The organism is Paludibaculum fermentans, assembly GCF_015277775.1.
GTDB lineage: Bacteria > Acidobacteriota > Terriglobia > Bryobacterales > Bryobacteraceae > Paludibaculum > Paludibaculum fermentans.
On sequence record NZ_CP063849.1, the window covers coordinates 6,115,796 to 6,141,293 of the forward strand.

Here is a 25,498-nt window from a genome sequence, read left to right on the forward strand (position 1 = left end):
CTTGTCTTAGGGCGGCGTCCAGCGCCTCCCCACTGAATAAGTGGGGGACAACAGCAGGCGGGAAATTATCAGGGGTGGGCGGTGAATTCGCGCGGCAGGTTCATCTGCCGGTGGATCCGGGCAAACGCGGGCTCCGCGCGGAGTGTATCGAAGGGCGGCAACTGGGAATGCAGCGGCAGATTCACATCGTGCAACTCGGCCGCCTTCTCCAGCCATTGGAGCGCCTGATCTCGCTCCCCCAGGCCAAGATAGCCCAAGGCCATGGTCACGGGCCGCACGTGCGCCGAGCTTTGCAGTTGCGCCAGACGGCGGAAGCAGTCGCGGGCTTCGCTGGAACGCCCCAAGCCGGAGTAGGCGTGGATCATGCCCGTCAGGGCGATGGGAAGCGGCGTCGCCGCATAAGCGCGCTCCAGCGCCGCCAGTGCATCGGCGTACCTCTCCACGGCGAGCAATGCCGCGGCATAGACCAACAGGCCCAGGGCGAATTCGGAGTTGCCCTCCAGCAGGTCTTCGCTTTCCCTGAGCGATTCGGCGGAACGGTTGGCGAACAAAAGAATCTGCGCGCGCTCACTGCGCAGGAAGAGCGACGATGGCTCGATTGCCAGCGCCCGGTCGACATGCTGCAGCGCCTCCTGGTGCCGGCCTTCGGCCAGCAGCACCATGGCGTACAAATGCTCGGCGTGAGCCGATTGAGGATTGTAGTCCAGCGCGGCCTTGAGCCGTTCCTCCCCCTCTTTCCAGTTCCAGTCGTGCAGCGCGAGGATGGCCCCCATCGTGGCGTGGGCCTGCGCCTGCGCGGGATCGAGAGCCAGCGCCTGCACCGCGTAGCTGGTTGCCAGCTTGGCCGCATCCTGAGAGGGGATGTGTTCGAAGAAGTCCAGCCGCCGGTAGGTCTCCGCCAGGCCGGCAAAGGGCGCGGCCCACGACGGAGCCTCGGCAATCGCGGCCAGAAACCAATCGATGGCTCTCATCAATGATTTTGGGGCGCGCACGGACAACAGATAGTTTGCTTTGAGATAAGCCTCATACGCCGTGGGACTGATCCGAACCGGCTCCGGTGCATGCTCGGTCCGCAAGGCTCGAGAGGTAGAGGTCACGATCGCCTGCGCCACTTCTCTTTGCAGGAACAGAATGTCACGCAAGTCGCGATCGTAGGTTTGCGCCCAGAGATGCCGGTCCGCTTGCGCGTCCAGCAGCCGGACGGAGATTCGGATGCGGTCACCAGAGCGGAGAATGGAGCCCTCCACGATGGACTGTACCTCCAACTCCTGCGCGATCTGCCGGAGGCTGAGTGACGATTCCCGGTAGTGCAGCATGGTCAGGTGCGAGATCACCCGCAGGCCCGACTGCTGGGCCAGTTCCGTAATCAGCATGTCCGTCAGGCCGTCGGCGAAGTACTGTGTCTCGGTGTTGCCGGAGAGGTCCCGCAGGGGAAGAACGGCAATGCCGGGGACGTCCTTCGCTGAGGCCTCCTCGAGGATCGGCGCCATCAGCCGGTACCCTTTGCGGGCGACTGTCTCGATGTAGGTAGGCGAAGCCGCATTCTCCCGCAGGGCCTGGCGGAGCTTCATTACCGCCGTATTGATGCTGCCTTCGAAGTCAACGAAGTAGTCGTCCGGCCAAAGCGTCCGTTGGATCTCCTGCCTGGATACAAATCGCCCCCGGTGCACGAGCAACAGCTTGAGGATCTCGAACGGCTGCTGCTGCAGCTTGATCGGCACGCCCTTGCGGCGCAACTCCTGCTTCTCCAGGTCGACGTCGAACACGCCGAAGCGGAAGAGATTCCCGGCCGGCGCGCCACCGTCGGCCCTTCGCAAATCGCTTGAGTTCATGCGCTGGTTCCCTCCTGGATGATGGGTGTTTGCGACCCCATAGGAATAGGGGCGCGGGCAGCGCTACAACTCATCACCCGGAAGGAATATCCAAGGAACCCGAAACGCCAAACGCATCACAGGACCAGCTTCCCTGGACGAAAGCGCCAACCGGCCGTAGCCCCGCCTGTCCGTCTAGCGCCCCGCCTCCGGCCGTAGATCGCCGCCCGGGACCCCCGACAATCGGTGACGGAAGTCCCGCCAGCCGCGCGCCTTCTGCCGCAGGCTGCTCACAGCCATGGCCTGAATCGGCCCGCTTTCCGTCCGGACGATCGCCTGGGCCGGGCAATCACGCATTGAATCGGAGTTTTCAGTCTGATAAAAAACGGACGTGCTTCTCCACCCGGCGCTGATTCTCTCCCTATTACTCGCCCCAGCCCCGGATCGCCGGCTCATTCAATCACGTTCCGGGCGGGTGTACGTCATCGATTTCAAGAAGGTGAGCCGGCCTGTGAATGGATGGCATCGCCAGGCCGGCGAAAGTGTATCAACTCGGCCTCATCACACTTTGGCCGGAAGGGGCCGGCACACTCTCGTTCGACGATGTCGAAGTGAGCGGCCTCTCGGGGCCTTCCCTGTCTGACCAGCTCTATTATGTCCGTGCAGTCGACACGTCAGGTGCCCGCGACAAGGCGTGGTCGGTCGAAGGCGCCGCCCAGCCCGATGGCACCTATCGCCGCGCCGTGGTTCGCACGCCCGTATTCACCTTGAAAGCGCCCCACGTTCGAGTGATCGAAACGGGAGACGCTGTGAAGATCCAGGTGCTCGCCCGCGTCTGTGAGGGCTCCTGCGCGTCTCAGTAGCCTGCCACGTGCCGCTCCGGCTCATTCAACCGCCGGCCGCGGAAACTGCGAGGGTTGCGGCGCCTACCCTGTGAAAGCTTCCAGGAGGCCCGGGGACCGGCCGGAATCCTGCCATGAGGAGCGCCTCGGAGAGCGGCAGCCCGGGACGCGGGCGCTGAGCCCGGACGATCACCCCGCCACCCCCGCAGACTTCTCCCCCATTCCCCCACGTTAAGCCTCCTTCATCACAGAACAATCAAAAATTTCTTCTCCCCTGCAATCAATCAATTACAGACATCCCTCTCCTCAATCCTTGGTCCACGCCCCCTAAGAATGGGTATAGAGGACATTTTCCATGTACACCACCGAACCAATCGACTGCGCCTTCCCCGACATCGACCTCCTCACCCGCCACACTGAGGTCGAAGAAGACGGCATCCTCACCGGCCCCAACGCCACCGGAGCCATCACCTTCTGCGAACGCAAGGGCTTCTACAAAAAAGTACGTGCCGCCGTCCACGAACAGTACAAACCCGCCAACGTCTACCAGCACATCCTCGCCGACCGCATGGCCGACTGCATCTGGCGCGCCGAACGCTACGCCTCCTTCGAAACCACTGCCCTGAACTTTCAGATCCAGCGCCAATGGGACCACACCAATGAGCTCGTCCCCAAAGCCAGCGTCGGCGTCCACGCCTACCAGGCTTTCCAGACCATGGACCCCGCCCAACGCAAATCCCTCATGGAAGCCCTCAAACTCGAGGAACGCTACTGGCGCCGCCATCGCGTCCTCGCCGCCGAACTGCGTCTCGTCCAGCGCCTCTACCCCAACTGAGCGCGCACTCCAACCCCAAGTATCGACGAAAGGACCACGTCATGCCCCTTGCCCAAATCTCGGAAAAGCGCCTTGCCGCCAACCGGGCCAACGCCCAAAAATCCACCGGCCCGCGCACTGCAAAGGGCAAAGCCAAAGTCGCCGAAAATGCCCGCCGCACCGGAGTCCACAGCGCCGGCCACCGCATGCCGCCCCGCATCGAAGCCCACTTCCGGGCCATCGCCGAAGCCCGCACTCAACACCTGGCCGATCCATCCATTCATGCCCTCAGCTTCGAATGGCACATGCTCCAGGGCCACCTCGCCCTCCACGATAGCCGCGAACGCGCCCTCTTCAACGCCGGTCTCGAATACGGCCGCGGCAACGAGGACGCCGCGCGCGAATGGGTCCTCCGTCAGCACGGTTACATTCAGGCCCTCAATCGCTACGCCGGCTGGATCCAGATGCGCCTCCGCCGTGTCGAAGCCGCCATCCTGGCCACCTCGGCCGGACTGGACCACCTCGTCCGACTCCTGGCCTCCTGCGAGCAGGCCGGGTCCGAAGCCACCCAACCCACTGCGAATTTTGAGGGAACAAACCCATCTGCTCCGGAACCGCCGTCCGCCGCGCCGGAACCCACCGCGGAATTTGAGGGAACAAACCCACTTTCCGTCTCCGGACTGCCGCCGGGGGCGCCTGCGGAACCAGCCTGCCCCACGCCAGCTCCATCGGTTCCCTCCCCCTGCGCCAGGCCGCAGCACGCGGACCTTCGGCGGCGTCTCCCCCGCCAGGGCCGACACCGAAGGTCTCAGTCCTCTTTGTCGAACGCTTCGCGGTGGTTCCCCTGCACTCCCGGACGGGCTAGAGGACACGGACGAAGTGCGCGATCGCGTGCCCGCTGGCCTCGCTGGAATAGACCACGACGTGGGCGCCGGCGGCAACTCCGTGCGCCGTGTCCTTGGCGGCGGTCTTGGTGGCGTGCTCACTCAGCTTGTACGTCTTCACTGAGCCGTCCTTCGCCTTCACTGCCACGGTCCGCGCGCCTTCGTCGATCGCCTGCACCGTCCCTTCGGTCGCCTTCAATCCCTTGTCGCCGACCTTCTGGATCTTCAGCGCGCTTTGGCGCGTGCCGGCAACGGTGTAGTACACCACCACATCTGAGCCCTTGGTCACACCGTGCAGTGCGCCCTTGACCACACCCTGGCGCTCAGGTTCGAACCCCAGCACCTCGCTGGTCTTCGTTACCTCCACCGTATACAGCGTGCCGTCGGCCGCCTTCACCACCGCGGTCTCGCGTTCCACCGCAATCTCGTCCACGGTTCCATAGACAGCGCGCACATCCGTCCGCGCGGAACAGAGGGCCGGCACCATCACCAGTGCCGCCAGTGCGGTCATCATCATCGACTTCATATCGTTCTCCTTGCTTGTTGATCTGGTAGCCGGAAGGCTCTCTTCGCGGCCGCACTCACTAAGGGGCGCATGGGGCGCGGAAAATGATCATCATCTCGATCCGCGCCGCCGGCCGGTGATGGCCAGGGTTACCGTGTTGGACATCACGCCATCGGCTTCGACGGCCACCGGCACGGCCCGGCCGCTGCTGACGCCTTCGGGGACCAGGAAACTGATCTCGTAACGGCCCACTTCGCCCGGAGTGAGCCCGGAGTCCAGCACCACGGCCTCCACGCCATGCACCCATACTCGCGGCCTCGACAGCGTGCCGGCGCGCGGCGACGAGGGAGCCGGCTCTCCGGTGCGCGGCTGATGGTTCACCGCCCCCAGGCCCGTGCAGTAGAGGACTACCTCCGATCCGGGCCACGCCGGATTGCTCGCGTCCGCCAGTTGGGAGTCCCGGCTATAGATGAGCCCCTGCCCCGAGCCGTGACCGTTCAGGGCGAAGAGTTCAGGGGCGGCATGCGCCAGCGAAACTGTCTCCACTTCGGTGGCCTGGGTTCGGCCCACCAGTTGAAGCCCGGCGCTGGCCTGGCCCTGGAGCTCCCAGGGAATCTGGATCAGCGCTTCGTCGGGACGCACCAGGAGAATCGGCGCCGCGACCGAGCCGTTCCACCGGGCGGTCAGCCCACCCAGGCTGTAGGGTAAGGGAACCTGCACACCGGGCGCTCGAAACTGCGCGCTGACCGGCACGCCGCCATGGATCGCAATCACGCTGCCAGGGACAGCCGGAGAAGCTATCTCCCGGGTGGCGACGCTATGTGCGGTGATCTCCGCCGGCCCGCTGGCCTGGGGCGCCTGGGTATCGGGCAGGATGGACAAGGTCACGGTGGCGCCGTCCGTGAAGGAGGCCAGGGGCGACTGGAGGCGGTCGTTGTAGGCGAAGCCGTAAGCGTCGCTGATGCTGGTGAGGTAGGCCGCGTATTGCATGTAGCGATCATCGTGCGACGGCTCGGCGGACGAGAACGCGTCGGTGATGAGGAGCCGGGGCTGGTCGGTCCCGTCAGGGCGGTTGCCGTACCAGGTCCAGGAGGGCGAGTCGCCAATCGCGGTGCCGGGCTGCGCGGGGTTGTCGATGGTGCTCCCCGCCAGTCCGAGGTCGAGAGCGGCGAAATAGTCAGCGGTCACCTTCTCGACGATACTGTTGGCGTTGGTCCCCGCCAGCAAAGTCCAGTCGGGATTGGCCCCGTAGATGGCATGGTCCGTCAGGTTGACGGCAGGCACCCGGATCACCAGCGGCAAATCTCCTGAGCCACTATTCACAGTGCCCTGCATCACCAGATCGCCGGCGGCGATGGCTGTGCCGGCAATGGTGGTGGGTGTGTTGTAGAGACTGGCCGTCAGGTTGTAGCTCTGGAAGGGGCCGCCCTTGCTGATCTGGCCGTTGTGGCCTCTGATTTCCGTCTGGACCGGCTGGCCGGGATTCGTCCGGCTGCCGGTCTTCAGGTAGGTGACATAGCTGGCCAGGCTCTTGTAGACCGTCGCGCCGGAAGCACTGGTCGGTGCGACGCTGGCGGGGCTGATGATGCGCACGATGGACCCGCCGCTCACCTGGGGGATCGTGACGCCATACTCACCCAGGCCGATGGCGCCGGTCGCATTCTGCCGGCTGCTCACCGCGTAGCTCGTGAGGGCGCCCAGGGCGGTGAATGCATTGGCCGTGGTTTCGCGCCACGTCAGGTGGGCCGGCGCAAAGCGCCCTCCGTCTGAGTCGATCTGCAAAGGGATGCCGAAAAAGTCCTGTGCCGAGAGATTGGCGCCTCCCGCCAGGCCGGTCTCGGCGGAGTCGAGGTCTATCTCAACTTTGTCCCACCGCGTGGAGAAGTCGGGCAGGCTGGGGTTGGCAAAGTTCGGGCTATAGCCATTACTGCTGTTCGCTGTGGTGAGCGGGGACCCCAGCGAGAAGTAGATGCGGCCTGAGTTGAAATGGCTCAGCGCCACACCCGCGCTGAGATCGGTAAGGCGGTAGGCGACTCCCTTGGCCAGCGGTGTGTGATCGGCGAGATTGACCGCCGTCAGCACGCCGCCGCCGCCAAAGGAGACATAGGCCGGGAGAGTCGAGGCGTCAGGCCGCAGATTGGCGAATTTCAATAGGACCGGCGCCACAGTATCCGCCTGGAGAACACCCAGGAACGGAAGGACAATCAGAGCGGCCAGCTTGTTGGAGGTGCGCAATGTTGGAAACATCTGTCAGAAAGGACAGTGGCCAGTTCCAGGTGCCAGATGATCAATGTTGCGAAAACCGGGCTGGCTCGGCCGCCGCGGGCCAATTGCTATACTCACAAAAAGCATTGAGCACCAGCACCGACAACATCACCCAGTTGATGGAGGCCCTTCGGAAAGGCGATGGCCGTGCGGCGGAGCGCCTGACGGAGATCTTCTACCCCGAACTGAAACGCCTGGCCGCGGCCAAGCTGCGGGGGGAACGCAAGGATCATAGCTGGCAGCCGACCCTCCTGGTGAATGAGCTGTACCTCCAGCTCATGAAAATCAAGTCCCTTCAGCCGTCCGAATTCGATCGCCAGGACGACCGCGCCGCCTTCCTGTCGCTGGCGGGCCAGATCATGAAGCGGTTGCTCATCCATCACTCCAGGCCGCTGTCCGCCAAGGCGAAAAAAGTGCCCGTCTGGGACGACATGCAAATCACCGAGGACGACAGCCTCCTCGAAGTGGAACGCATGTTGGTTCAGCTCGGGAACATCCGGCCCGTACTGCGGACCGTCGTCGAAATGAAGGTCTTTGAGGGCAAGACGTCGGAAGAGATCGCGCTGGAGCTAGGCTGCTCCACCGTGACGATCCACCGCCACTGGCAGTTCGCCCGGCACTGGCTGCGGGATGCCTGGCCGGTCGATGAGTAGACCCCGGTCCCTCAGGAAAGCACCCCATCCGTTGCCTCCACCGCGGCGGGTATCCGCGCCTCCCCGAGTTGTTCCAGCAGGTTGATCTCGATCGTCCGTGAGATGGCCAGCATCGGGGTGCCGTAAGCAGTGCTGTCGAACGGATCCTCCAGGTTCTTGCCGATCCGGTTCAGCGATAGGAATATGAACGTGACGACGCCGGTGAACACCGGGGTCATCAGGCCGACATCCTGCACGATGCTCAACGGCACAATCAGGCAGTAGAGATAGATGAAGATCTCCGGGAAGTAGTCATACTGCCGAGGCAGAGGCGTATTCTTGATCCGCTCGCAGCCGCCCAGCGTGCTGGTCAGGGCTCGCAGCGTCTGGTCGAGCAGGGTCAGGCGGAGCTCAGTGAGAGACCCCGCGTCCGCCGCGGCGGTGATGCGGCGCTGCATGACCTGCAGCAGCGCGGAGGGTATGTTGCTCTGGGCCGTCACCGGCGGGATCTCCTCCGGCGCCAGGCGTCCAGGCAGCTCTATTGAAGGATCCTCGCCGCGCAGGTGGCGCCGCAGCGCGTGCACAAATGCGATCTGGCTGAAGATTACGCGCTCGGCCACGCGGCGCTCCGGCGTGTAGGCCAGCACCTGGCGGGCGAGTGTGCGCGAGGAGTTCACCAGTTCACCCCATAGGATCCGCGCCTCCCACCAGCGCTGGTAGGCGGAGTTGGTGCGGAAGCCGAGGATCATCCCCAGGCCTGCGCCAATCAGGCTCACGGTGGTGGCGGGCGCCGCCGGAATCAGGAACCAGTGCAACTCCTGCGCCATGCTGATCAGCAGCGCGAATCCAATATCGAAGGCCAGGGGCTTGCGGATCTGCCATAGCACCTGGCTCCAGTCAAGCCGGTTCTGAACTAGCATCGGAGACTCTCCGCCCTAGCGTTCACTGCCAGCAGGCGGATTCGCCCACTCCTCGTCGTTGAGCTTCCAGCCGCCGCCCAGCGCCTTGTAAAGCTGGACGATCACCACGCGGCGGTTGATCTCTGTCACTGCCTCGGCGTTCTCAGCCGGAAACAGCTGCTGCTGGGCCTCCAGCACTTCGAAGTAGCTCGACCGGCCCGAGGCATAGCGCTTCAGCACGACATCGACGGACTCCCGGTAGGCCGCCACCGTGGCCAGTTGCTGCGCGCGGATCTGCTCGAACTTCTCATGCGAGGCGAGGGCGTCCGCGACATCCCGGAAGGCGCCCAGGGCTGTCTGCTGATAGCCGAGGCGGGCCTGCTCCCAGGCCGCTACGGCCTCGCGTTTGCGCGCCTTGAGGGCGCCTCCCTGATACAGCGGGCCGGCCAGGTTCGAGGCGAAGCTGAAGGCGGGCGTCCGGCCATCGACGATGTCGGACAGCGGGGTGCTCAACGCGCCCACCAGCGCCGTCAGTCCAATGCGGGGAAAGTAGGCCGCCTGGGCCACGCCCACCTGCGCGTTCGTCTGGCGCACCAGTTGTTCGGCCGACCGCACATCCGGCCGGCGCTCCAACAGGTCCGACGGCAATCCGGCCGGGATGGCCGGCGGCGGCTGGCGCTCCAGCAGTGAGCCGTGGCGTTCGATCGGGCCCGGGTTGCGGCCCAGCACGACGCTGATCTGGTTCTCCTTCAGCAGGATCTGCCGCTCCAGTTCGGGAATGGTGGCGGCGGCGGCCGCGCGCGCAGCCGCAGCTCGGGAAGTATCGAGACGGGAGGCGGCGCCCCCCTCCAGGCGCCGCTGGAACAGGCTCACCGTCGCGTCGAACGACTCGGTAGTCCGCCTGGCGATCTGCAGTTGGAGATCGAGCCCGAGCAGTTCGAAATAGGCCTGCGCCGTCTCACTGGCCACCAGCAGCCGCACGCCGCGGCGTGCTTCTTCCGTCTGCAGGTAGGCGGCGAGGGCGGCTTCGTTGGAACGCCGGATGCGCCCCCACATGTCTGCCTCCCAACTCACACGGCCCACGGCCGCAAACGCGCCACGCACCGCTCCGCCATTCACCGTGGGGTTGCCGGCGAACTCGTTGCGGCCCGTGCTGAGGGCCGATTCGTAGCCCACGGCCGGATAGAAGGCAGCGCGGGCCTCCGCGGCCATGGCGCGCGCCTGTTCCACCCGCCGTGTGGCGGTGAGCAAGTCGTAGTTGTTGGCCAGGGCCGTGCGCACCAGGTCCTGTAGAACCGGATCCGCGTACACGCCCCACCAGGGCAGGTCCGCCAGCGGCTCCGCCTGCGGTGCGAACGTTTCGGCGCCGCGGAACTGCGCGGGCGTCTGGACACGGGGCCGGTGGTAGTTCGGCCCCACGACACAGCCGGAAAGGGCGAGGATCAATGGGAACAGCGCGGCGAGGCGCATCAGGCTTCTCCTTCTTCCGCGGTACGCAGTGGAAGTGCGGCGCGGTGGCCTGCGCCGAGCCGTTCCACCAGGTAGAACAGCGCGGGCACCAGGAATATCGCAATCAATGTGACGGCCAGCATGCCCCCGATGACCACCGTGCCGAGAATGCGCCGCGAGACCGCGCCGGCGCCGTCGGCGGTCCACAGCGGTACGCAGCCAAGGACAAAGGCGAACGACGTCATGAGAATCGGGCGCAGCCGCAGGCGGGCCGCCGAGATGGCTGCGTCGGCCGCGGACATTCCTTTGTCCACGCCCTCCTTGGCAAACTCGACGATGAGGATCGCATTCTTCGCGGCCAGCCCGATCAGCATCACCAGCCCGATCTGCGCGTAGACGTCGTTCTCGAACGACAGGCTGGTGAAGCGGCGCAGCATCAGGGCCGCGTAGGCGCCGAAGACCGCGATGGGCGTGCTCAGCAGGACGCTGAACGGCAGACTCCAACTGTTATACAGTGCCGCCAGGATCAGGAAGACGAACAGCAGCGATAGCCCGAAGACCAGCGCCGGCGGGACACCCTGCTCCGACTTCTTCTCCTGGTACGACATGCCGAGGTAGTCGTAGCCCATCCCGCTCGGCATCGTCTCGGCGAAGACCTCTTCCAGCGCCTTCGTCGCCTGGGCCGAGCTGTAGCCTTCGGCGGCACTGCCGTTGATCTGCGCGCCCCGGTAGAGGTTGTAGCGCATCGTGAACTCGGGGCCCGTGGCCGGTCCGATGGTGGTCAGCGCCGATAACGGCGCCATCGAGCCCGATGAGCCTCGGACATAGAACTGGCCGACATCTTCCGGCTTGGTCCGGTACTCGCCCTCAGCCTGTACATAAACCGGCCACTGGCGGCCGAACCGGTTGAAGTAGTTCACGAACGTGCCGCCCATGAACGTCTGCACCGTCCGGTAGACGTCGTTCAGATTGACGCCCTGCCGCAGCACCCGGTCCCGGTCCACCTTCAGCGAGAGCTGGGGGACGGCGGGCAGGAAGGTGGTGAAGAGTCCGCTGAGCTCCGGCCGCTTGCGCGCAGCCTGCATGAACTTCGCGACGTTCGCGGCCAGGAATTTGACGTCCTTGCCGGCGCGGTCTTCCAGCACGAAGGTGAACCCGCCGGAACTGCCCACGCCGGGGATGGCCGGTGGAGCGAAAGAGAACGCGACGCCTTCGGGCAGCGCGGCCAGCGACCGGTTGATATGTCCCTTGATGGCGCCGAACTGCTCCTCCGGCTTCACCCGGTCCTTCCAGTCCTTCAGGCTGACGTAGAAGAACGAGCTGTAGGAGTTGCTCACCTTGCTCAGCATGTTGTAGCCGATAACGCTGGTGACGTGCTCCACCCCGGGCGTCGTCTGGAGGATCCGCTCAATCCTCCCCGAGGCTTCCTGCGTGCGCTGCAGCGACGCCGCGTCGGGCAGTTGCAGGCCGACGAACAGATAGCCCTGATCCTCTTCCGGCAGGAAGCCGGAGGGCACTTTCCTGCCCATCCACAGGCCGATGACCGTGAAGCCGGCCAGGATCAGGCACGTGGCCGCCGCCTTGCGCAGCAGCAGGCTGCAGCCGCGGACATAACGGCCGGTGAGCGCGTCGAAGGAGCGGTTGAATCGCAGGAAAAACCGCCCCATCGGTCCGCGCTGCTCCGCGCGCGGCCTGAGGAGCAGGGCCGACAGCGCGGGGCTAAGCGTTAGTGCATTGAACGCCGAAATGACCACCGACACGGCGATGGTGACGGCGAACTGCTGATAAAGCCGCCCGGTGATCCCCGGGATGAATGCGGTGGGAATGAAGACCGCGGCCAGCACGATGGCGATACCCATCACCGGTCCGGCCACTTCACGCATCGCCTCCAGCGTGGCTGCCTTCGGGTCCAGGCCCTGGGCGATGTGGTGTTCCACCGCCTCCACCACGACGATGGCGTCGTCGACCACAAGTCCGATTGCCAGCACCAGGCCGAAGAGCGACAGGGTGTTGATGGAGAAGCCCAGCAGCGGGAAGAACAGAAAGACGCCCACCAGCGAGACCGGCACGGCCAGCAGCGGGATCAGCGTCGCGCGCCAGCTCTGCAGGAACAGGTAGACCACGAGGATGACCAGGATCAGGGCTTCCACCAGCGTCTCGATAATTTCGCGCATGCCGTCCGTGACCGGCTTGGTGGAGTCCAGGGCGATCGTGTACTCGAGACCCGGCGGAAACGACTTCTTCGCCTCCTCCATCAGTTGGCGCACGCCCTTCGCCGTCTGCAGGGCGTTCGACCCCGGCGCCTGGTAGACCGCCACCACCGCCGAGGGCTTGCCGTCCGTCCTTCCGATGATGCTGTAGGTCTGCGCGCCCAGCTCCACCCGCGCCACGTCTTTCACTCGCACCACTGAGCCGTCCTCATTGATGCGCACGGCAATCTCGCCGAACTCCTCCGGCGTCGTCAGCCGTCCGTCCGTGCGGACGGTGTAGGTGAACTCCTGCCCCTTGGGTACCGGCTCACCGCCAACCTGGCCCGCCGGGTTGACCGTGTTCTGCGTCTGGACGGAATTGACGATCTCGGGGATCGTGATGCCCATCTTGGCCAGTTGGTCGGGCTTCACCCACAGGCGCATGGCGTACAGGCCCGCGCCGAACACCGAGAGGTTGCCTACGCCGGGCGTCCGCATCAGCTGGTCGTTCAGTTGGATCACTCCGTAGTTGGCCAGGAAGGCGGCATCATAGCGGCCGTCTGGAGAGTACAGGTTGATCAGCATCATCGGCGCCGAGGTCGCCTTCTGCACGGTCACGCCCAGCGTGTTGACGTCCATCGGCAGTTGCGAGGCCGCCTGCGCCTGCCTCATCTGCGCCAGAATCTGGTCTGTGTTCGGGCTGCTGCCCACGTCGAAGTTGACCGTTAGCTGCATCGTGCCGTTGCTGGCGTTCACTGAATACATGTACGCCATGCCGTCGACGCCGCTCATCTGTTGCTCAATGGGCGTGGCGACCGACTGCTCCATCGTGAGCGCGTCCGCGCCGTTGTAGTTGGCCTTCACCAGGATCTCCGGCGGGGCAATATCGGGAAACTGCGCCACGGGCAGGGTGACCGCCGCCAGCGTGCCGAGGATTACGAAGAAGATCGCCAGGACGCAGGCGACGACAGGATGGTCGATGAAGTATTTGTACATGGCCGTTCTCCCCGCTTAGCGCGAGGCGCCCTCTGCCCGCGTCTCGAACGGTTGGGGTTGGACCTTCATGCCGTCGCGGATCTTCTGGATCCCTTCGGCCACCACGCGGTCGCCGGGCTGCAGGCCTTCCTTGATGACCCGCAATGGGCCCACGGCGGCGCCGAGCTTCACCGGGCGCAGTTGGATGGTGTTCTCCGGCGTGACCACCGCCACCAGGTAGGCGCCCTGGATCTCACTGATCGCCCGCTGGGGGACCGTCAGCGCCCCGTGGTCGACCCCGGCCACGGTCGAGATCCGCCCGAATCCTCCAGGCCGCAGCTCCCCGCGCGGGTTCGGGAACGCAACCTGCACGGCAATCGCCCCGGTCTTGATATCCACATTGCGGTCCACTGCGTGCAGCTTGCCCTTGAGCGGGTAAGTGGAACCGTCGGTGAGTTGCAGGCTGAACTCCAGCTCGCTGCTGCGCTTGCCTGCATCACTGCCTTCCGGCAGGCGCCGGATGCCCAGGTACTCCTGTTCCGAGAACGTGAAACTGACCAGGATGGGATCCACCGTGGAGACGATGGTCAAGGCCGGGCTCTGCGGCCCGACAAGGTCGCCGATCTGGGCGGCGTTGATGCCGGCGATCCCGTCCACGGGCGAGACCACCGTCGCAAAACCGAGATTGAGCCTGGCCGTTTCCAGCTTCGCCTGTGCCGCGTCTATCGCCGACTTGGCCTGGCTGACCGCAGCCTGGGCGGAGGCCACCTGGGCCGCGGCCACGAGGTCCGCCTGGACCGCGTCATCCAGTTCCTGGCGGCTGATCGCCTGCTCCGCGGCCAGCGGCCGGGCGCGGTTCAGGTCGAGCTTGCTCTTGCCGCGCTGCGCCTCGGCGTTCTGCACCTGGCCCTGTGCTTCCAGCAGGTGTCCGCGCGCCTGTTCGACGTTGGCTTTCGCCTCGTTCACCGCCGCCTGCAGGGTCCGGGTGTCGATCTGGAACAGCGGCGTCCCCCGGCTCACCCGGTCGCCGTTGCGGTAGAGCTGGCGTACCAGATAGCCCGTTACCTGGGGCCGCACCTGGGCGTTCACCAGCCCGTCCATGGTCGCTACCCATTCCCGGACGTTGGGTACGTCCTGCTGCCGGACCTGGACCACCTCCACGGGGGGCGGCGGCATCGCGTGGGCCTGCTCCTTGCGTCCGCAGGCCGCCAGCGCCAGCGCGCCGCAGGCCAGCGTGAGCAACGGGATGGCGCGCGCACCCTGGCGCGGGCTGCCCGTCGATATCGGATTCGTTCGGTGGGGTGTAGTCAAGCGGTGCTCCGTCTTCCTTGTCGGGGTTCCGATAGCACTGGGGGGCGGAGGCGGGTAAAAGTGATCAGCCGGACGCAGCTTTTCCGGCGGGAGCCGGCAGGGGCGAGGGCGCTGCCGGGACTAATGCCGTTCGATCATCCAGGCGTTGGCGGCCACGATGCGGTCGAGGTAGGCCACACGCCGCCCGTCCGGCGACGGCACGGCCCAACCCTGGATGTCTCCAATCAGGTGCCGGCGGCCATCCAGATAGACGTAGTACAGGTGCTTTCCGACGGTCGTGTTCACGCTGACGAACCACCCGGTGCCGTCGGCCGACCAGGTCAACCCCGACAGGTCCGACAGGCCCTTCAGTTCCACCGTCCACTCGGCCGGTTCGTTCGCCCTGTGGTCGAGCCGGACCAGGCGGATCGTCGCTGAGCGGTTGTCGTGATTCGGCAGTGCTACCAGGGATCCGTCCGGCGAGACGTCCCAATCGGCTAACACCCCCACCATCCACGGCGTGCGCGCCAATTCCGCGCCGATCCCCTTCTCGGGGTCGAGCGCGTGGAACGCGTAGTATTCACGGCCGATGCTGCGCCGGATCACACAGGGCTGCCGCGGGCCGATGCCACAGCGGAACGTGTCTACCGGCGAACCCACCTGCACCTGTTCAGGCGTTCCACCACCCAGCGGCACACGCATCACCGCATCCAGACCCTTCGCTTCCTGGCCTTTCGGGGCGGTGCTGTACAACATCCACTTGCCCTGGCCTGCCACCTGGGGCAGCACCTCCGCGCGGGCCGGGTGGTTGACGATGACGTCCGGCAGGCGCTGGTCCGCCCGCTGCTTGAAGATATCCCAGTTGCCGCTGCGATCGGACTCGAAGATCACGGCCGCGTTATCCGGAGTCCAGGCATGCGGGAAGTTCAGGCGGTCGTCCAGGGTCAGCCTGCGCGATTTCGAGAAGGACGGCGGCGCACTCGAGTAATCGGCCACATACACCGCCGGCGCGTTGTTGCGTAGCACGAACATGATGCGGTTCCCGTCGGCCGTGCAGGAGATGCCGCTCAGCTGGCCGCGGAAGCTCTCTTCCATGCCCTGGATCTCATGGGCGGAGCCGTGGATGACGCCCGTTCTGGGATTCATGTGGATCTCCCAGACCGCGCTGCGTGAATCCGAGCCCCGATCCATCTTGAGCAGCAGCACCGTCCCGTCCTTCAGGGCCACCGCCGAATCGGCCCACATCTCGGGCATGCTGCTCACTACTTTGCCCGTATCCAGGTCCAGCACCTCCAGGCTTCTGCGATAGTACCGGTCCACCACCACATTGCCGAGATCCTGGTCCGTCGCGTAGTGGCGGCGCTGGAAGATCAGGTGGCGGCCATCGGCGGCCCAGCAGACGAACGTAAAGGTGTCGCTGGCCGGGCTGGAGAGCACTTTGCGCGGCCGCTCGCCGCTGATGTTCGTGACCCAGATCTCAGACCAGTCCTCGCTGAGCGACGCCAGTTGGGTTCCGTCGAACGAGGGCACGCCCGCCCGTGCCTCCTCCCGCAACAGCCGCGGAGCCATGCCCGTAATGGAGACCGCCCACACACTGGGCTGGTTGGTGATTGTGGAAAAGCCGCTGACCGCCAGTCTCGTGCCATCGGGAAACCAGGCCATCCGGTCGGCCAGAAAGCTTTCGGGCTGGCGCAGGGTGACCGTCTCCCCGCTTTGGCTCGACTTCAGAAAGACGCCGTCCACGTTGGCGTAGGCGGCAAAACGGCCATCCGGGGAAATCGCCGCTGCGGTGGCGTGGTTTTCCGCCACCAGGGTGGTCACCTGCTGCAGCACCGCCGTCGGGACCTTGGGGTTCCAGCGCCACATAAACACGCCGGCGGCCGCGGCGAGTGCCAGGGCGGCCGCGATCCCGCCCACCCACGGGGCGGCCCGCCTCGATCGCCTCATCAGCAGTTGAGGCGGTGTCCAGTTGGGATCCGCCCCCTTGCGGAGGGCGGAAAAAGCGGCGGCCACCTTCTCGGCATCCGGCCGGGCGGACGGCTCCGTGGCCAGCATCCGCAGGACGAGGGTATCCAACTCCTTAGGTATCTCCGGGTTCCACGCCGAGGGCGGCCGCACGTCCTGGCTGCGCATGGCCGCCGCGCCTGCGGCACCCGCCTCACCCGAGCCGAAAGGCTGTCGCGCGCAGAGCTCGTGAAAGACGATCCCCAGCGAAAAGATGTCCGTGGCCCCGGTCAGGTTCTCACCCCGGCACTGTTCGGGCGACATGTAGCGCCAGGTGCCTACAGGCAGGCCCGGCGCCGAGACCCAGATGCCGGACCGGTTCTCCGCCTCGATCCACCGCGCCAGCCCGAAGTCCATCACCTTCACCCGCCCGTCAGGACGGACGATGATGTTCTCCGGTTTGATGTCCCTGTGAATGATGCCGGCCGCATGGGCGGCCGCCAGGGCATTGGCAATCTGCTCTCCAATGTCCAGCAGGCGTCCGGTCTCCAGCTTCTCGTACCGCAGTTCCCGCAGCGTCTTGCCCTCGACCAGCTCCATGACGATCGCCAGGCTCGATTCCGTCCGGATCACCTCGTAGATTGTGACGATATTCGGGTGGTTCAGCATGGAGGCTGTCCGCCCCTCGCGGATGAACCTCTCGACGGCTCCTTCCACCATGCTGACTTCCGGCCTCAGGAACTTGAGCGCCACCGGACGGCGCAGTTCCGTGTCCGTCGCCGCATAGACATCGCCCATCCCGCCGCTGCCCAGGTGTCCGGTGACCACAAAGTGGCTGATCGTGCTGCCGTGCTGCACCGCGGTCTGCGTGGGTGCTTCAAACTCTTCCAGCAGGGTGAGCGCCTGTTGGATCACCACCTTCTCCTGGCCGCTGGCATCCAGGAACTGGCGCCGCTCCGCCGCGGGGACTTCAGCCGCCGCGTGCGCAAGCTCGAAAGCAGCCTTCCACTGCTCTTCGTTTAGTTTCTGGCCCATGTGTTGCAGGCAGGGTGCCAGGTGCGGCGCGGGTACATCCAGGAACTGCCTTGGATTGCGCCGTCAGCCCAGGCTCCAACTAAATCACGATAGCAGTTTCGTTATTGGCCCAAAATGTGCCAAAACGAGTTCCATAAGGATGAACCTGAATTGATCACTTCTCCCGGCCTGCTCTCCACTTATCAAAGTGAAGGCTTGTCATTATGAATGTCGATCCAACACGCGGAATGGTCCAAGGACCCTCGAGTCAGCCCTTGCGCGCGACCGACGATCCGTGCGTCCCGCTCCCGAAGACTGCCGTCCTGTCCATGAGGCGATCGCGCCTCATCCGGTGGATTTTTCTGCTGGCGCTGGTGGCCTTCGTCATCCTGGAAAGCCATGCGCAAAGCGAGCCATTGGCCCCCACGGTCCAGCCGCTGTGGGTCCGGCTCGAATCCTCGGTGAACTCCGCCCACCCGGGCGCTGAGGTGCGGGCGGTGGTGTTGCGTCCGTTCCCGGCAGGGGACGGGCGGGGTATTCCCATGGGCAGCCAATTGATGGGCCGGTCCGTGACGGAAGCCCCGAAGACACGCACCAAGCTGCAATTGCAGTTCGACCGGGTCCGGATCGGCGCTCGCGATTTCCCGATCTCCGCCCGGGTGCTGGATGTGGACAACGCCCGCGAAACCGTGGAAAAGGATGGAACCATCGTGGCCCTGCAGCCGCTGCGCAAGCGGCCTGGCACCGTCGAGGCGGTACTTCTCGCGGCGGCCTATGCCCATCCGGCCTTGCTGGTATCCCTGGAGACGACGAAGTACGTGGTGCGCGAGGTCGACCGTCCAGAGGTCCACTATCCGCCCGGGGTGAACCTGTCGCTGGCACTCACGACGACCCCTCCCCTCGCCGCCCTCCCGGAGTTGTCCGGGAGTGAAGCCCCCCTGCCGCCGGGCGTTGCCGCCATCCTGAACCAACTGCCCGATCGGACCGAGGCCAAACACCTCTCGGCTCCTTCTGATTGGATCAATCTCGCCTTCGTGGGCAGCCGGGACGAGTTGACGCACGCCTTCCGGCAGGCCGGCTGGCATACCGCAGCCCATCTCTCGCTGGAGTCGGGCACCCGTACCTTCCTGGCCGTGGCCGCCCACCACTCCTACCAGCGCGCTCCGGTCTCCACCCTTGTGGTCGGCGGCAGGGAGCCGGATCTCGTATTCCAGAAGCAGAACAACACCTTCGCCAAACGGGATCACATCCGCATCTGGTCCAGCGGGACGGACTGGCGGGGCCGGCCCATCTGGATCGCCGCGGCCACGCACGACATTGGAATCGAGTTCTCCACCAAGGCCCGCACCTTCTCCCATAAGGTGGACTCAAATGTCGACGATGAGCGCAGCAAAGTGATCTTCGATCTGCGGTTTGCCCGGCAGGTGGGCTCCGTGTCTTATCTGGTCCGCCCCGCGGTGCCACGTGAGAGCACCAACGGAACCGGCGACCGCATCCGGACCGACGGCCGGATGGCCCTGGTCGAGCTGATCAAGCCGCAAGGCTAGCGGAATCTGACCTTCCAGACGTTGGCCGCGACAATATGGTCGACAAACGCCACTTTGCGGCCGTTCGGAGCCTGCACCACCGCCTGCAGGTTGCCCAGCGGTGCGACGCGGCCGTTGGGATAGGCGAATACCGTCCGCACCCCAACCGTCGTCGTCAGGCTGAGAAACCAACCGGAACCATCCACGGCCCAAGTCAAGCCCTTGAGATCCGCGATGTTTGGGAGCACCACTTCGCGCTCGGCCTCGCCGGGCGTCAGCGCCACCAGGCGGATACGGGCGGACTTCGCATCGTGATTCGGCAGGGCCACCCACCGTCCGTCCGGCGAGACATCCCAGTCGCCGAGGATGCCCGGCATCCAGGCCGTCCTCGCGATCTCGCGGCCCACGCCTCGTTCCGGATCCAACTCATAGAAGAGGTAGGACTTCTGTTCCTCCGCCCGGCGCAGCACACAGCGGCCGGCCGGGCCGGACGAGCAGCGGAACTCGCCCAATGACCCATTCAAAGGGACCTCCACGGGCAGCCCGCCGTTGAGGGGTACCCTCATCATCCGGTCGATCTTGCCGCTGCTGTTGCCTGAGCCAGTGGCATACAGGACGTTGCGGCCGCCGGGCGCGAGCTGCGGCAGAACCTCCGCCCGGCGCGCTTCGGCCACCACCGCCTCCGGCTCCGCGCTGTCCACTCTCTGCCGGAATACATCCCACGAGGTATTGCGTTCGGAATCGAAGATCACCTGGAGGCTGTCGGGGGTCCAGGCATGGGGAAAGCTACGTCCCCGATCCAGGGTCAGGCGCTGGATATGGGTCAGACGTGGCGGCGAAGGGTCGAAGTCGGCGGTGTAGATGGCATGTTCGTCGGTTGCCTGCAGCATGGTGGCCACTTCACCGCTGTCAGTGCTGGTCAACCCGGCCAGGTAGCCGCCGTACTCCCGCTCCGGCCCGCCGAGGTGGAGTGGCTCCCCTTGAATGATGCCCGACTCCGGCAGCGTTCGGATCTCCCACAGCTCCTTTGCATAGTACGCGCCCGGTGAGGAGTAGCGCAGGAACCGGAGGCGGCCGTCCGGCAGCATGGCCGCCGATTCGATCCACAACTCGGGCATCTTGCTGACCACCCGGCGAGTCCGCAGATCGAACGACTCCAGGCTTCGCTGGAAGTACCTGTCAAAGCTGCCGGAGCCCAGATCGCGAGTGGAAGGAGACCGGCGCTGGAACAGGATGCAGCGCCCGGTTGGGCACCAGAGAACGAACGGAAAGGTGTCGCCGGCGCCTCCTTGCAGGGCTTTCTCCGTCTGTTGCCCGTCGGCTCGCGACACCCAGATCTCAGAGCTGTCTTCGCTGGCGAACGCAAGCTCGTTCCCGTCCGGCGAAGGCACGCCGCCGCGGGCGCCCTGCCGCAGCAGGCGTGGCGGCGTATCGGTGATGGACACCTGCCAGATCGCGGGCTGGTTCCGTGTCGCCGAGAAACCGCTGACGGCCATCCGCGCATGATCCGGATACCAGGCGATGTGGTCCACCACGAAATCGGCCGGAACCTGCAGCGGCTGCGTGTCGCCCGATTCCAGCATCCGCAGGCTGATCCCCTGCGAGTTCGCGAAGGCCAGGAAGCGGCCGTCCCCCGAGATTGCGGCCGCCGTGGCCCGGTTCGACGGCAGCAGCTTGGTCAATGCATCGGCCAGTTCGATCTCCGGAGTCCTGGGGCGTGTCTTCCAATACGCGACTCCGCCCAGCCCGGCCAGGCCAAGCACACTGGCGGCCCAGATCGCGGCCTTCCACAGGCGGCGTCGAGGGGCGGGCCCCTTTACTCCGGATCCGCTGGACGAAGTGGAGCCCCGCAGGTCTTCCAGGATCGACTCCACCGCCGCGCCCACTGCCCCAGCCGCCGGGCGGGCCGCGGGGGCCTTCGCCATCATGGCCTCGATCAGCCCGTAGAGGGCGGGCGGCAACCCGGGCGCGCGGTCCCGCAGCGCCGGCGGCTTGTCGTTCACAATCGACCACATCGTCCGGATGGGCGATGTCCCGGGGAACGGGTGCTGCCCGGCCAACAGTTCGTAGAGCACGGTGCCGAAGGAGTGGACGTCGCTGGCCGGGGTCAGCCCGGAACCGTCGCACTGCTCGGGCGACATATACCGGAACGTCCCCGCCCACAGCCCGGCCGACGAGACACTGTGCAACGGATCGCCGGAAACCGTACGGGCCAGCCCGAAATCGAGAACTTTCACGTGGCCATCCGGCCGCAGAATCACGTTCTCCGGCTTGATGTCGCGGTGAATGACGCCGGCGTTGTGCGCCGCCTCCAACGCCGCGGCGATCTGCCGGGCCGCCTTCAGGCACGCGGCGGCATTCATTGGTTTGGCCGCCAGGACCCGCAGGGAATCCCCGGGAACGAACTCCATCACGATGGCGACGGTCTGGCCTGTGTGGACCACCTCATGGATGGTGACAATATTCGGATGGTTCAACGAGGAAGCAGTGCGGGCCTCGCGGATCATCGGCTCCGCCCGCTGCCCGGCCTGGGCCTGATCTTCGGTGAGAACCTTGATGGCGACCGTGCGGTTCAGCACATCGTCTACCGCCGAGAACACCTGGCCCATGCCGCCCTGTCCGATGCGGGCCAGGATGGTGAACCGGCCGAGGCGCGAGCCCGGTTGCATCGCCGGAGCTGCCGCCGGAGCATGGAACTTCTGCGCCAGGTCGAGAACGCTGGAGACAATCACCGGGTTGTCGCAACGCGTCCGGAGGAAGGACTCCCGCTGTTCACTGGGGACCTCCGCCACCTCGTGGGCTAACTCCAGGATCCGCTGCCAGTTGTGCTCTTGATTTGGTGCTGCCATGGTGGTGGGCACGGCCAGCTTCGTTCACGGATATCCCGACGAAAATGGTATGGCTCGGAGCCCGCAATATAGCACATGCCGCACCACCATGATCTGCGGGGCGCTGGCTGCAAATCCGGGCTGCCCGCCATTGCCCGGGCGGAGCCGCCGAGGCCCGGCCACTATGGACGGCGCAGCGCCACCGCCAGCCCGTTCCAGAGGATTTGCAAGCCCAGGGCGAACAGGACGAACGAGGAAAGCCGGTTCAGGATCTCGGTGCCGGTGGTGCCCAGCAACTGCTCCAGCCGGTGCGCATTGTGATACACGATCCACACCACGATGGACAGCACCACCATGCCCAAGGTGGAGGCAATCATCAGCTCAATGCCGTTGCTGTTCAGGTGGGCGCCCAGGCCGATCGCCGTTGAGATGGAGCCGGGTCCCACGGTCAGGGGCAGCGTCAGCGGATAGAACGCGCGTGTCAGCGGCGCCTGCACAGGCGTCTCCCTGACTGCTGTGTCGTCGACCGGGCTCTCGTGCCGGAGGAGTTCCCAACCTGTGTGCGCGATCACCATTCCACCGGCCACCTGGACCACATTCAGCGAGATTCCGAAGAAAGCCAGGATCTTCACGCCCAGGAAGAGGGAGCTGACCAGCAGCAGTAAACCGTACAGGGCAACCTTACGGGCCAGGGTCTCCTGTATATCGCGTGGATATTGCCGCACGAATGCCTGGAAGATGGGGGCGGTCCCGACGGGGTTGACCAACGGCAGCAGCGCCACGAACGAAACCGACGCAGCCTTGGCCAGCTCCAGAAAAAGTAGTTTGTCTTCCAGCATTCAGTGCCTCCCCTTCGCCCGAAACAGGCGGCGGCGAACCGTCCATTTCAGTAGGGGGCGGAAGGCGCCAGGATCTGATCAACCGGGCGCCCGGAAAAACAGAAGCCTGTTCCTGATCACTTCCGCCGCGCCACCGCCCCTGATTCAGTGGGAGTGCATCCAAGTGAAATTTCCGAGATTGAGAATGAGCACGGCTCTCTGCCTGGCCAGCCTGGCGCTGGGCGCCGCTAGCCTGGCAAAGGCCAACGATGCCGGGTGGCCCCGCGTCGTCCATGACGGCAGTACGGAGATCATCGTCTATCAGCCCCAGCCCGACTCGCTCGACGGTGTTACGCTGCAGAGCCGCGTCGCGGTTTCCATCAAACGGCCGCAGGACAAGCAACCGGTATTCGGCGCCCTATGGGTGGCCGCTACCCTGAGAACCGACCGGGATCGTGACATCGCGGAGGTGAGGTCGGTCCAGGTGATCCGCACGCGGTTTACCGAGATTCCCGACAGCGACCTGCAGGGGATTGTCGCCTTCCTGGAGAAGGCAGTCCCGCGTTGGGATCTCTCGCTCTCGCTCAGCAGGCTGCGCGCGGCGCTCCAACCGGTGGATTCCGGCGGAGACCCGGGTTATCGCAACGATCCGCCGCGCATCGTCGTCGAGAACCGGCCGGCGCTGCTGCTGCTGCTGGACGGCCCCCCTCGCTTCCAGGACACCGGCAAGAAGGACTTGCAGGTGGTTGCCAATACGGCGCTGCCTGTCATCTATGACACCAAGCACAAGGAATACTGGCTATCCGGTTCCAGCGTCTGGTTCACTACACGCGACATCCTGCAGGGCGAATGGAAGGCCGTCGACAGCGCCCCAGCCTCCATTCAGGACCTGGTGAAGGATTCCAATACCCAGGCCTCGCCGGGCGTGGAGGGCCAGAAGACCGCGTCGGCCGACCAGTTGCGCTCGGCCCGGATCGTAGTGGCGACCGAACCGACCGAACTGGTGGTGGTGCAGGGCGCGCCCAACTACGCGCCGCTGGCCGGCGGCGACATTCTCTACGTCAGCAACTCAGAGAGCGACATCTTCCTGGAAGTCGCGACCCAGCGCCACTATCTGCTGATCTCCGGACGCTGGTACGCGGCGCCGTCGCTCCGCGGGCCCTGGGCCTTCATTGCCCCCGACACTTTGCCGAAGGCCTTCGCCCGGATCCCCGAGAGCTCGCCCAAGGCCAGCGTCCTGGCGTTCATTCCCGGCACCGACCGGGCGAAGGATGCGCTGATGGACAATGTGATCCCGCAGACCGCGGAAGTCTCCCGGAGCAACGTCAAAATCGATGTCGCCTACGACGGGGAACCCCGGTTCTCGCCCATTCAGGGCACCACGATGGCGTATGCGGTGAACACGCCGTCGCAGGTCATCCAGGCCGATGGGCGGTATTTCGCCTGCGAAGGAGGAGTCTGGTACTCCGCGCCCACGCCGGGCGGCCCCTGGCAGGTCTCGGATGTCCGCCCCACGGCCATCGACCGCATTCCGCCCAGCAGCCCGGTCTACAACACACGGTATGTCTACATCTACGATTCGACGCCCGATGTCGTGTATGTCGGGTATCTGCCCGGCTACCGCTGGTCGCTGCCCTACCGCGGGGTGATCGTCTACGGGACCGGTTGGAACTACCCGGGCTGGTATGGAACCGTCTATTATCCACGCCCGGCGACCTGGGGTTTCGCCGTGCGCTACAACCCCTGGGCCGGCTGGAGCTTCGGCATGAGCTGGAACTCGGGCTGGATGGGCCTCTCCGCCCGTTGGGGCTCCGGATGGGGCGGCTGGGGGCCGGCGTATCCGGGCCCCTATCGTCACTACAACGGCGGATGGTTTGGTCCGGGCGGCTACCGCCCGCCGCGCCCGCCGGATTGGCGTCCTCCCTACCGGCCGATTGGTCCGCAACCTTACCCCGGTCCTCGGCCCTGGGCCGGCCCCGGTGGCAACATCTACAACCGTCCCGGCCAGCCCGGGATCCGCCCACAGCCCTATCAGCCTGGCCGTCCGCCGGCCGGTGGAAATCCGGGCCGGCCTGTGCCCATGCGGCCCGATCCCGGCCGGCCGAATAACGTCTACGTCGACCGCAACGGGGATCTGCACCGCGATACCGGCGGAGGCTGGCAGCGCCGGGATGGCGGAAACTGGGCGCCCGAGCGGCCGGCCCCAGCCCCGCGTTCCATGCAGCCCGAACGGCAACGCCAGTTTCCCGGCCCCAGCGTGGAACCGCGAGGCCCCGGCATCGATGATGAGCGCAGGAGCCGGGAGCGCGGAGCGGGCATGGCCGGCCCCGGCTTTCCCAGAGGCGGAGGAGGCGGCGGAGGCCGGCGAGGGCCGCGCTAACCGCCACACCGCTTAGGTGGATGATCACTTTTCCGGCCCGCCGCCCCCCATTAGAAGTGAAACGGATAGTAAGGAGGATTCGGATGAAACGCCTGTTATCAGTTGGGTTCTTTGCATTTGCGATGCTTGCCGGCGCTGCCGAGGTGAGCGTCAGTGCACGCTTCGGCCCGCCGCCCCCGCCGCCTCGCGAGGTGATTGTTGTGCGGCCCGGACCGCGCCATGTCTGGGTCCCCGGCCACTACTTCTGGGATGGCCGGCGCTATGTCTGGGCCAGCGGATACTGGACGGTCCCGCCGCGCGGGCGGGCGGGCTGGGTCCCCGGACGCTGGGAGCGCCGGAATGGAATGCACATCTGGGTGGAGGGCCGCTGGCGCTAGATCCGGTGGTCCACAACAGGAAGACGCGCTCGTGCGAGGCATGGGCGCGTCTTCGT

17 protein-coding genes are annotated in these 25,498 nt (G+C 65.7%); 6 read left to right on the forward strand and 11 right to left on the reverse strand.

What is annotated here, in order from left to right:
• Positions 1 to 68 precede the first annotated feature (68 nt).
• Positions 69 to 1,832 carry a winged helix-turn-helix domain-containing protein gene (locus IRI77_RS24045; protein WP_194447544.1) on the reverse strand — a complete coding sequence of 588 codons (1,764 nt, stop codon included), beginning with the start codon at positions 1,830 to 1,832 and terminating at the stop codon, positions 69 to 71.
• Between the two features lie 494 nt (positions 1,833 to 2,326).
• Between IRI77_RS24045 and IRI77_RS24050 the strand changes: the two genes are divergently transcribed.
• Both IRI77_RS24050 and IRI77_RS24055 read left to right on the forward strand, forming a co-directional pair.
• Positions 2,327 to 2,674, forward strand: a complete 348-nt coding sequence (locus tag IRI77_RS24050; RefSeq protein ID WP_194447545.1) for a hypothetical protein — start codon at positions 2,327 to 2,329, stop codon at positions 2,672 to 2,674.
• 334 nt (positions 2,675 to 3,008) lie between these two features.
• Positions 3,009 to 3,488: a hypothetical protein gene (locus IRI77_RS24055; RefSeq protein WP_194447546.1), complete on the forward strand. Its 480-nt coding sequence runs from the start codon at positions 3,009 to 3,011 to the stop codon at positions 3,486 to 3,488.
• Here the strand turns inward: IRI77_RS24055 and IRI77_RS24060 are convergent.
• The 3 genes from IRI77_RS24060 to IRI77_RS24070 form a co-directional block, all read right to left on the reverse strand.
• A complete protein-coding gene (locus IRI77_RS24060) occupies positions 3,476 to 3,988 on the reverse strand; it encodes a hypothetical protein (protein WP_194447547.1) in 513 nt (170 codons plus the stop codon). The genes IRI77_RS24055 and IRI77_RS24060 overlap by 13 nt on opposite strands.
• Positions 3,989 to 4,328: 340 nt before the next feature.
• Complete coding sequence (locus IRI77_RS24065) at positions 4,329 to 4,877, reverse strand: hypothetical protein (protein ID WP_194447548.1); 549 nt, start codon at positions 4,875 to 4,877, stop codon at positions 4,329 to 4,331.
• A 90-nt stretch (positions 4,878 to 4,967) separates the two neighbouring features.
• Entirely contained in the window at positions 4,968 to 7,091 is a 2,124-nt protein-coding gene (locus IRI77_RS24070; protein ID WP_194447549.1) for a beta-1,3-glucanase family protein, read from the reverse strand.
• A 116-nt stretch (positions 7,092 to 7,207) separates the two neighbouring features.
• On the opposite strand from IRI77_RS24070, the gene IRI77_RS24075 reads away from it, so the two are divergent.
• Positions 7,208 to 7,774, forward strand: coding sequence for an ECF-type sigma factor (locus IRI77_RS24075; protein WP_194447550.1), 567 nt, complete (start codon positions 7,208 to 7,210; stop codon positions 7,772 to 7,774).
• 11 nt (positions 7,775 to 7,785) lie between these two features.
• Here IRI77_RS24075 and IRI77_RS24080 read toward each other — a convergent pair whose 3' ends face one another.
• The 5 genes from IRI77_RS24080 to IRI77_RS24100 all read right to left on the reverse strand — a co-directional run bounded on the left by IRI77_RS24080 (position 7,786) and on the right by IRI77_RS24100 (position 17,534).
• Entirely contained in the window at positions 7,786 to 8,673 is an 888-nt protein-coding gene (locus IRI77_RS24080; RefSeq protein WP_194447551.1) for a bestrophin family protein, read from the reverse strand.
• Between the two features lie 15 nt (positions 8,674 to 8,688).
• Entirely contained in the window at positions 8,689 to 10,122 is a 1,434-nt protein-coding gene (locus tag IRI77_RS24085; RefSeq protein WP_194447552.1) for an efflux transporter outer membrane subunit, read from the reverse strand.
• Positions 10,122 to 13,286: an efflux RND transporter permease subunit gene (locus tag IRI77_RS24090; RefSeq protein WP_194447553.1), complete on the reverse strand. Its 3,165-nt coding sequence runs from the start codon at positions 13,284 to 13,286 to the stop codon at positions 10,122 to 10,124. The genes IRI77_RS24085 and IRI77_RS24090 overlap by 1 nt, the downstream gene beginning before the upstream one ends.
• Before the next feature lie 15 nt (positions 13,287 to 13,301).
• Entirely contained in the window at positions 13,302 to 14,576 is a 1,275-nt protein-coding gene (locus IRI77_RS24095; protein WP_194447554.1) for an efflux RND transporter periplasmic adaptor subunit, read from the reverse strand.
• A 120-nt stretch (positions 14,577 to 14,696) separates the two neighbouring features.
• A complete protein-coding gene (locus IRI77_RS24100; RefSeq protein WP_194447555.1) occupies positions 14,697 to 17,534 on the reverse strand; it encodes a protein kinase domain-containing protein in 2,838 nt (945 codons plus the stop codon).
• A 308-nt stretch (positions 17,535 to 17,842) separates the two neighbouring features.
• On the opposite strand from IRI77_RS24100, the gene IRI77_RS24105 reads away from it, so the two are divergent.
• The gene (locus IRI77_RS24105) at positions 17,843 to 19,060 is read left to right on the forward strand and encodes an LssY C-terminal domain-containing protein (protein WP_194447556.1); all 1,218 of its coding nucleotides are present in this window, start codon (positions 17,843 to 17,845) and stop codon (positions 19,058 to 19,060) included.
• Here the strand turns inward: IRI77_RS24105 and IRI77_RS24110 are convergent.
• Both IRI77_RS24110 and IRI77_RS24115 read right to left on the reverse strand, forming a co-directional pair.
• On the reverse strand, positions 19,057 to 21,888 hold the full coding sequence (locus tag IRI77_RS24110) for a serine/threonine-protein kinase (RefSeq protein ID WP_194447557.1): 2,832 nt from the start codon (positions 21,886 to 21,888) through the stop codon (positions 19,057 to 19,059). The genes IRI77_RS24105 and IRI77_RS24110 overlap by 4 nt on opposite strands.
• Positions 21,889 to 22,049: 161 nt before the next feature.
• Positions 22,050 to 22,706, reverse strand: a complete 657-nt coding sequence (locus IRI77_RS24115; RefSeq protein WP_194447558.1) for a MarC family protein — start codon at positions 22,704 to 22,706, stop codon at positions 22,050 to 22,052.
• Between the two features lie 184 nt (positions 22,707 to 22,890).
• On the opposite strand from IRI77_RS24115, the gene IRI77_RS24120 reads away from it, so the two are divergent.
• Together IRI77_RS24120 and IRI77_RS24125 are read left to right on the forward strand one after the other, a co-directional pair.
• Positions 22,891 to 25,065 carry a carbohydrate-binding family V/XII gene (locus IRI77_RS24120; RefSeq protein ID WP_194447559.1) on the forward strand — a complete coding sequence of 725 codons (2,175 nt, stop codon included), beginning with the start codon at positions 22,891 to 22,893 and terminating at the stop codon, positions 25,063 to 25,065.
• An 83-nt stretch (positions 25,066 to 25,148) separates the two neighbouring features.
• Entirely contained in the window at positions 25,149 to 25,442 is a 294-nt protein-coding gene (locus tag IRI77_RS24125) for a YXWGXW repeat-containing protein (RefSeq protein ID WP_194447560.1), read from the forward strand.
• The last annotated feature ends 56 nt before the right edge of the window (positions 25,443 to 25,498 follow it).